We start from the raw sequence: 7,121 nt of genomic DNA on the forward strand, positions 1-7,121 counted from the left end.
ACTTAACCTTTGTCATTCTAGCATTTACACAGCAGGTGTCAAGCAATTTGCCGATCTAAATTAAAATTTTCTTCAAAACTGCGCCAATTCCCACTCCAGCTTAACTTTGAGGTCGGAGATGGTATGGCGGCCGCACCGGGATCTGAATCCAAAACTCCGCTCCCTGCCCCGGCTCGGAGATACACTTGAAAATGCCGCCGTGTTTCTCTACCACAATCTGGTAGCTAATCGACAAGCCTAAGCCAGTACCCTTACCTACGGGCTTCGTAGTAAAGAAAGGGTCAAACAGGCGATTTTTGACTTTATCGCTAATTCCTGCCCCGCTGTCCTGAATCCGAATCACCACATATTCAGGATTGGGGAAGGCAGATTGAGAAAACTCTTCCCCAGCCATCACCCCAGTCATAATCCTAATTGTCCGAGGTTCTGGTTGATTTTCCAAAGCATCGATCGCATTCCCAATTACATTCATAAACACTTGATTCAACTGTCCCGCATAACACTCTACTCTCGGCAAAATCCCCAATTCCTTAATTATCTCTATTCCCGAATTCTTACCCTTAGATTTCAAGCGGTTGTGCAAAATCAGTAGAGTGCTGTCAATTCCTTCGTGGATATCAACCGGCTTCATTTCAGCCTCATCTAGCCGCGAGAAATTCCGCAGAGAGAGCACAATCTGGCGAATCCGTTCAGCACCCATCTCCATTGAAGATAAGATTTTCGGCAAATCCTCGACCAAAAAATCTAGATCGATCGCTTCGGTCAAAGCTTTAACTTCTGGAACCGGATTGGGGTAGTGTTTCTGATAAATGCGTAACACTTGCAAGATATCTTTAACGTACTCCTCACAGTAAGTCAGATTGCCATAGATAAAATTAACGGGATTATTAATCTCATGGGCGACACCTGCTACCATTTGACCCAGAGAAGACATTTTTTCATTCTGGATGAGCTGAGCTTCTTTTTGCTGCAAACTCTGCAAAGCATCGCTGAGGTGGAATGCCTGAGTTTGAGCCGCCAAGGCCGCAGCGCGGGTTTGAGCATAAAGTTCTGCTTGGTCGATCGCGATCGCCAATTGATCGACTACAGCGTGCAGTAATTCCACTTCCGAATCCTTCCAATCCCGGCGGCCGCTGTAGTGATTGCAAACCACCGCCCCCAATTGACCTGATCGCGTTTCCAATGGTAGCAGCAGTTGCGATGAGATCTGGGTACTGCGTAAAAAAGCCCGGATTTCGGGGTCTAAATCAGTGTCCAATTCTACATCATCAATCCTTACAGTCTGGCGATCGCGAATTTTCTCGGCTAGCAAATTCACTTGTGCTGGCGGATACTCCAAAAGTCGATGCGGTAATTTGGGATTCCCCGCCTCGTGGGTGACAGCAAAACTCAACTGATGCGTCCCTCCCGGCAAATACCACAGAAAATGACACTGATCGATCTGTAACAAACTGCGAATCTCATTCACAGCCGTTCCTAAGATAGTATCGAGGTCGAGGGAATCCCGAATTTGACTCGCCAGACGGAACAGCAAACCCTCGCGGCGGCTATTAAGTTCTTCCCGGGCTTTCACCCGATCGATCGCCACTGCGATCGCTAAAGCTACCCACCCCAGCACCTCTCGCACGCCTTCCGTCACAGGTTTACTAGCGATCAGAGCCATTACCCCCACTAACCGTTCTTCCACAATTAACGGATAAGTAATCGGGACTGCTGCGGAAGCAAAGGAGTTTTGATTTGTTAGAGGTTGCTTCCCACCAGAGAATCCTTCCCGGTTTTGAGATGGTTTCGTTGTACTGGCAATGCTTACCGGTTTTGAATTAGAAGAGTTTAGAGAGTTTTGAGCGTCCAGAGATGGGTTCGTTCCTGGCAAGGTTAAACCTTGGGGGTAGGCTACGCCAACGCCATTTTGAGTTAAAAGAGTCAACAATTCCTGCGTTTGCTCTTCCCCCTTCCCCCTTTCCCCCTTTCCTCTGCCTTCTTCCTTCTGCCTTTTGCCCTCTTCAGGATACCAGAAGTTCGCCCAATCCCCCGTCCCCACTCCTGACGAAGCCTGCAACTCTAACTGCTTGGCCTGTTGGTTAAAAGTCCAGATACCTACACCTGTAGCGTCAAGGTGCTGTATCATCGCCTCTGTACACAGATTCAGGATTGCGGATATTGTCCCGCCACCTCCTAATGCTGCGCCTACCTCAGCTTCCAAGATTGACAGGCGCGATCGCTCCCACAACGAAGCCTCTGTAAGCTTGCGTTCGGTGATATCTCGCGAGACTGCTACCAGTTGTTGTACTCTCTGGCTATTTAGATCCCAAATCGAGTGACAAGTAGTTTCAAACCAGATATAGCTACTATCTTTGCGGCGAATGCGGTAGCTAATGGTGTAAATTTCTCTAGAGTTTAAGGTGTGGAGATGGATTTTTTGCAGCGCGGCTAAATCTTCTGGATGGAAAAACTCGTAAGCTGAACGTCCTACCATTTCTTCGGAGGTGTATCCCAGTAAAGTATGGCAAGCTGGGGAAACATAGAGGTAAATTCCTTCTGGTGTGTGCCGAGAAATCAAATCTGTGGAGTTTTCTGCTAACAAGCGGTAGCGTTCCTCACTTTCTTTGAGTGCTTCTTCTGCTTGTTTGCGATCGGTGATATCAGTTTGCACGCCAACAAAATGCGTCAAGCGACCCCTTGAGTCTCTGACTGGGGAAATTGCTAGTTCATTCCAAAAATAAGTCCCATCTTTGCGATAATTCTTTAAAATTACATGACATTCTTGCTCCAAGCGCAGAGCCTCCCGAATTTTTTGGCGGGCTTTTTCACTTTCGGCATCTGTAGATTGTAAAAATCGGCAGTTGCGTCCAATTACTTCTGAGCTGGAGTAGCCTGTCATTTTTTCAAAGGCTGCATTACAGTAAATAATTGGGTTGTCTGGTTGAGTATTGTCGGTAATCACGATGCCGTTGCTGCTGGCTGAGATCGCACGCTCCAGCAAGGTCAAAGTTTCCTCTGCTTGTTTGCCTTCGGTAATATCTTCAGAAATGCCTAATAAATATTCTGGTTTTCCTGTTTCATCGAAAATAGGTATTTTTTGAGTATGCAGTATTCTCAAACCCTTATTTTTAGTTTGGATCTGCTCTTCCGGAATATCTAACATCTGACCATTGGCCAAAACTTCCCGGTCTTTACTTATAAAAAAATCTGCTTCTGTTTTCGGGAAAAAATCATAATCGTTCTTGCCAATTAATTGTTCTTTCTCATAGCCGAGCAGTTCTGCTCCGGCTTGATTGAAGCTAACAAATGTCAGTTTTTGCGCTTCTTTGACAAAAATTGTATGGGGAATATTTTCGACGATCAATTTGAGTAACTTTTGGGATTTATGAATTTCCGCTTCCACTGCCCGCCGCTCTGTGATGTCGATCCCCGTGCAGATTATATATTTTACAATACCTTTTGCGTCTTCGATCGTTGTATTCGACCAGGCAATCCAGCGGCGAGAGCCGTCGGTTGTTTGGCAGTAGTTTTCGTATTGTTTGGGCAGTTGTCTATCTAAATTGCTGTCTTTATTGTTGCGAAGCGCCTCGAAAGTTGATTTTAATTCGGAATTCTCAGCAACCTCAAATAATTCCCAGAGATATTTGCCTTCTACCTCGGAAGCTGAGTAGCCAGTTACGCGCTCGGAGGTGCGGTTAAAGCGGACAATTTTAAAATTTGTATCGAGAATCACGACTAATGCACCGACGGTGTTGAGTGCGGTGGAAAAGAAATCGCGCTCCGATCGCACTACCTCCCAAACTTCTTTGCGATCGTTGATGATGTCTTCGAGCCTGAGAACTTTGCCTCCCAGATTGACTAATTTACGCCGTAATTCTACCATGCCAGCCACTTGCCGAGCTAATGCTTGAAGTCCATTTCTAGCATTTTCTGTCAATTCTCGCGGCGTAAAGTCCATGACAGACAATATTCCTAGAGTTAGTCCTTCGGGAGCGACAATCGGCAGACCAACATAAAATTTTACCCCAGGGTTGGAGGTGACGAGAGGATGATTGGCAAACCGCTTGTCTGTTGAGGCATCCGGCACGATCGCTAAGTGGTTGTGAGTATTTGCACTCGCGAATGCTGTCTCTGTTTGGGGGAGGAAAGGGGAAGTCTGCTCTCCCTCTTGTCTCTCCCGATTCTGCCTAATGGCGTGTTCGCAGAAATCTAGGTAACGGTGTGCGGTTCCTTCCTCCATGCCAACTTCTGACTTTAACCACTGGTGGTTAGCATCAAGAAAGCTGATGAAAGCGATCGGAGCTTGGCATAAATGAGCAGCCAAGATCGTCAGATCGTCGAAGGAAGCTTCGGGAGCAGAGCCGAGGAGCTGATATAGACGGAGGTCGTCGAGCCTGAACACTTTGTGATTACTTAGCGATAGTGCTTTCATTTATAACTTCTCCTCCAATTGGAAATCCACCTTTTTTAATAACTTTTGGACAAGCATTAGGTCTAATTCTGTATTTTGGAGGAGAGTTGGGACGAGTGAAACTGAGATTGCCTCTAACGCCTTGAATGACGTTGGAAGTTATACTCGTTTGAGCAAGAACACCACTGATACCAAATATAGATACAATTGAACTCTTTAGGGATTAGGGATTTTTGAGCCACTTGTTAAACTTTGTTGGGGGCTTATCTATTTCAAGCCTAGACCACGATTATATCAACTTAATTTTTTTATTATTTTGATTATATTCTAACTGACCCATCTTTAAGTTTACGGCCGCTAGGTTATCGGCTCAGGAGTGAGGAGCGCCAACAATATCTCTACCAATTTCAGCCAGCCTTACCGACTTTCAAGGTCGTAGCTGCTAAGTTTAAGTGAGCAGATTGCAGAAGTGTTAAATTTATTTACATAATTTAATATAATTATAGTGCTAGTGTAGCGGCATAGAGGAGCGGACGCTTGGGAAGAACAGGGATGAGCCAGCCTAGTATCTTTTAATTTCAATCGCGGTTTGATTTCAATCTCTAGTAGGAAATTATCAGCTAGTTCTTGGCGATGGCTATTACATCATATCATGTGAATAGACAATTTACCGCTATCGAATGGTAAATAGGTATTCTAAGCATTTATATCAACTGTAGTTAGTTATGTCGCGAACTATAAATAGAGTGAGGGGATAAATATGCCTGGAAGTGAAAGTTTGATGCCGACTATCTTAGCAGTGGATGATAGCACTGTTATGCAAGGACTTGTGAAACAGGCGTTAGGCAAAGATTTTCGGGTGTTGGTAACGGACAATGCAGTGGATGCTTTGTCGATGATTTACCATGAAAAGGTAGCCGTGTTGTTGTTGGATGTTTCGATGCCGGGTATTGATGGGTTGGAACTCTGCCGCACGGTACGCAGTTTACCTCAGTTTCATAAATTACCGATCGTGATGCTGACGGCGCGAGATGGAGCTTTTGATAAGGTACAGGGACGTTTGGCGGGAGCAACGGAATATTTGACCAAGCCTTTCGATGCTGAGAAACTGCGTGTAGTTGTGGGCAAGTTTGTTAATATCTGTTAACGGTTAACTGTTAACGGTTAACTGTTTGTTAACTATAGCAACTACCAAGGTGGCTAGGAAGTTCTGATTTCCTTCCACCCTTGATTCTCTTCCCTTATTCCCTTATTCTCTTATTCCCCTAGCCCCTAGTCCCTAGCCCCTAGTTATATCTTACTGAGTAGCAAAGGAGCGATCTCGCCGATTGGCAATACGTGCTGGACAGCATTGAGGGCGATCGCTTCTTTAGGCATTCCGAAGACTACGCAGCTAGCTTCATCTTGGGCGATTGTCAGACCTCCAGCTTGCGCGATCGCCAGCATTCCCTCCGCACCATCTCTCCCCATTCCCGTCAGCAGCACACCCGCCGCCGTCCGACCGTAGAAACTAGCTACTGATTTAAATGTCACCGTCACAGAGGGGCAGTGCCCCCCTACAGGCGGCGCAGTAGAATAAATAAATCGGCCTACTTTGTCTAACTCTAAATGGCGCTTTTCTGGGGGGAAATAAATAGTACCTGCTTGCGGTTTTTCCCCACTATTAGCAATTTTAACTGGTAGTTTAGACCCCGAAGCTAACCAATCTACCAAACCTTTTAAAAATCCTTCACTGATGTGCTGGATGCAAATTACTGGCACTGGAAATTTACCTGGTAACTGGGAAATAATCTTGTGCAAAGCTTGGGGGCCGCCAGTAGAAGCGCCAATAGCTAAAATTTTAATAACTCTGGATTGGTAATTGGTAATTGGTAATTGGTAATTGGTTGTTGGTAATTGGTAATTGGTAATTATCCGCTCTCCCCCTCTCACCTGCTCAAGAGTTCCTCCTTTCCTTTGATGCCGCGTGAATACCTTAACCCCTGAGAGGATTTTAATTTTTGCAGTCAATTCCAGCCTGAGCCTTTCATAATCAGAGACTAATCCGCTTGTAGGTTTAGGAAAAACATCGACTGCTCCAGCTTCTAGCAACTGAAATACATTATAAGTATCCTCTGCCTGAACTGAAGCACTGATTACTAAAATCGGTCGCGGGAACTTAGCCATCACTTCCTTGATGAATTCCAGACCATCCATTTGAGCCATGTGAAAATCAGTACAGATCACATCTGGCTGGACTTTGGGGATCGCTTCCAATGCCTCTAAACCGTTGCAAGCGGTTCCAACAACTTCAATTTCGGGTGACGAGGCAAATATTCTTTTAAGGACAATGAGGACAACGGGGGAATCCTCTACTAACAGAACCCGAATAGGAGCCATCATAGTCGATTTTGGCTGGTTTTTCAGTGCTAGTTACTACTGTATCCTACAGTCGCAGAGTAAGTTTAGATATTCTAAAAATTACCCAAAATTGTTTGTAGCATCGCTCTTGGAGCATTATTCTTAGCGTCGAGACGGTGCGTTGACGTTAGTGATGGGTAATTCCTGTATTCACAGCTAAAATTATATCGGAAATTAGACTATAACAATGAGTGCTATAGCCTTTCTCAAAAAGATGAGGTACAATAACAGCAGTGTGTAAACCAGTTAAAAATATTTGACGATGTAACTTGTCCGAACGCAAACTCTATGGCTTTTCCTAATTCTTGATAATTAGTAGTCTTGATAG

General features: G+C 45.1%; 3 protein-coding genes. 1 reads left to right on the forward strand and 2 read right to left on the reverse strand.

Translation table 11 applies throughout. The annotated features are described in order from the left end of the window. Positions 1-100: 100 nt before the first annotated feature. A complete protein-coding gene (locus PN499_RS09815) occupies positions 101-4,414 on the reverse strand; it encodes a PAS domain S-box protein (protein WP_272031652.1) in 4,314 nt (1,437 codons plus the stop codon). 739 nt (positions 4,415-5,153) lie between these two features. Here PN499_RS09815 and PN499_RS09820 point away from each other — a divergent pair. Beyond that, positions 5,154-5,540 (forward strand): response regulator, encoded by a 387-nt coding sequence (locus PN499_RS09820; RefSeq protein WP_007353134.1) that lies wholly within the window; start codon positions 5,154-5,156, stop codon positions 5,538-5,540. Between the two features lie 143 nt (positions 5,541-5,683). Here PN499_RS09820 and cheB read toward each other — a convergent pair whose 3' ends face one another. Next, a complete protein-coding gene (gene cheB, locus PN499_RS09825; RefSeq protein WP_272031653.1) occupies positions 5,684-6,775 on the reverse strand; it encodes a chemotaxis-specific protein-glutamate methyltransferase CheB in 1,092 nt (363 codons plus the stop codon). Positions 6,776-7,121: the final 346 nt, after the last annotated feature.

The organism is Kamptonema animale CS-326 (assembly GCF_028330895.1).
In the GTDB taxonomy this organism is placed as follows: Bacteria; Cyanobacteriota; Cyanobacteriia; order Cyanobacteriales; family Microcoleaceae; genus Kamptonema; species Kamptonema formosum.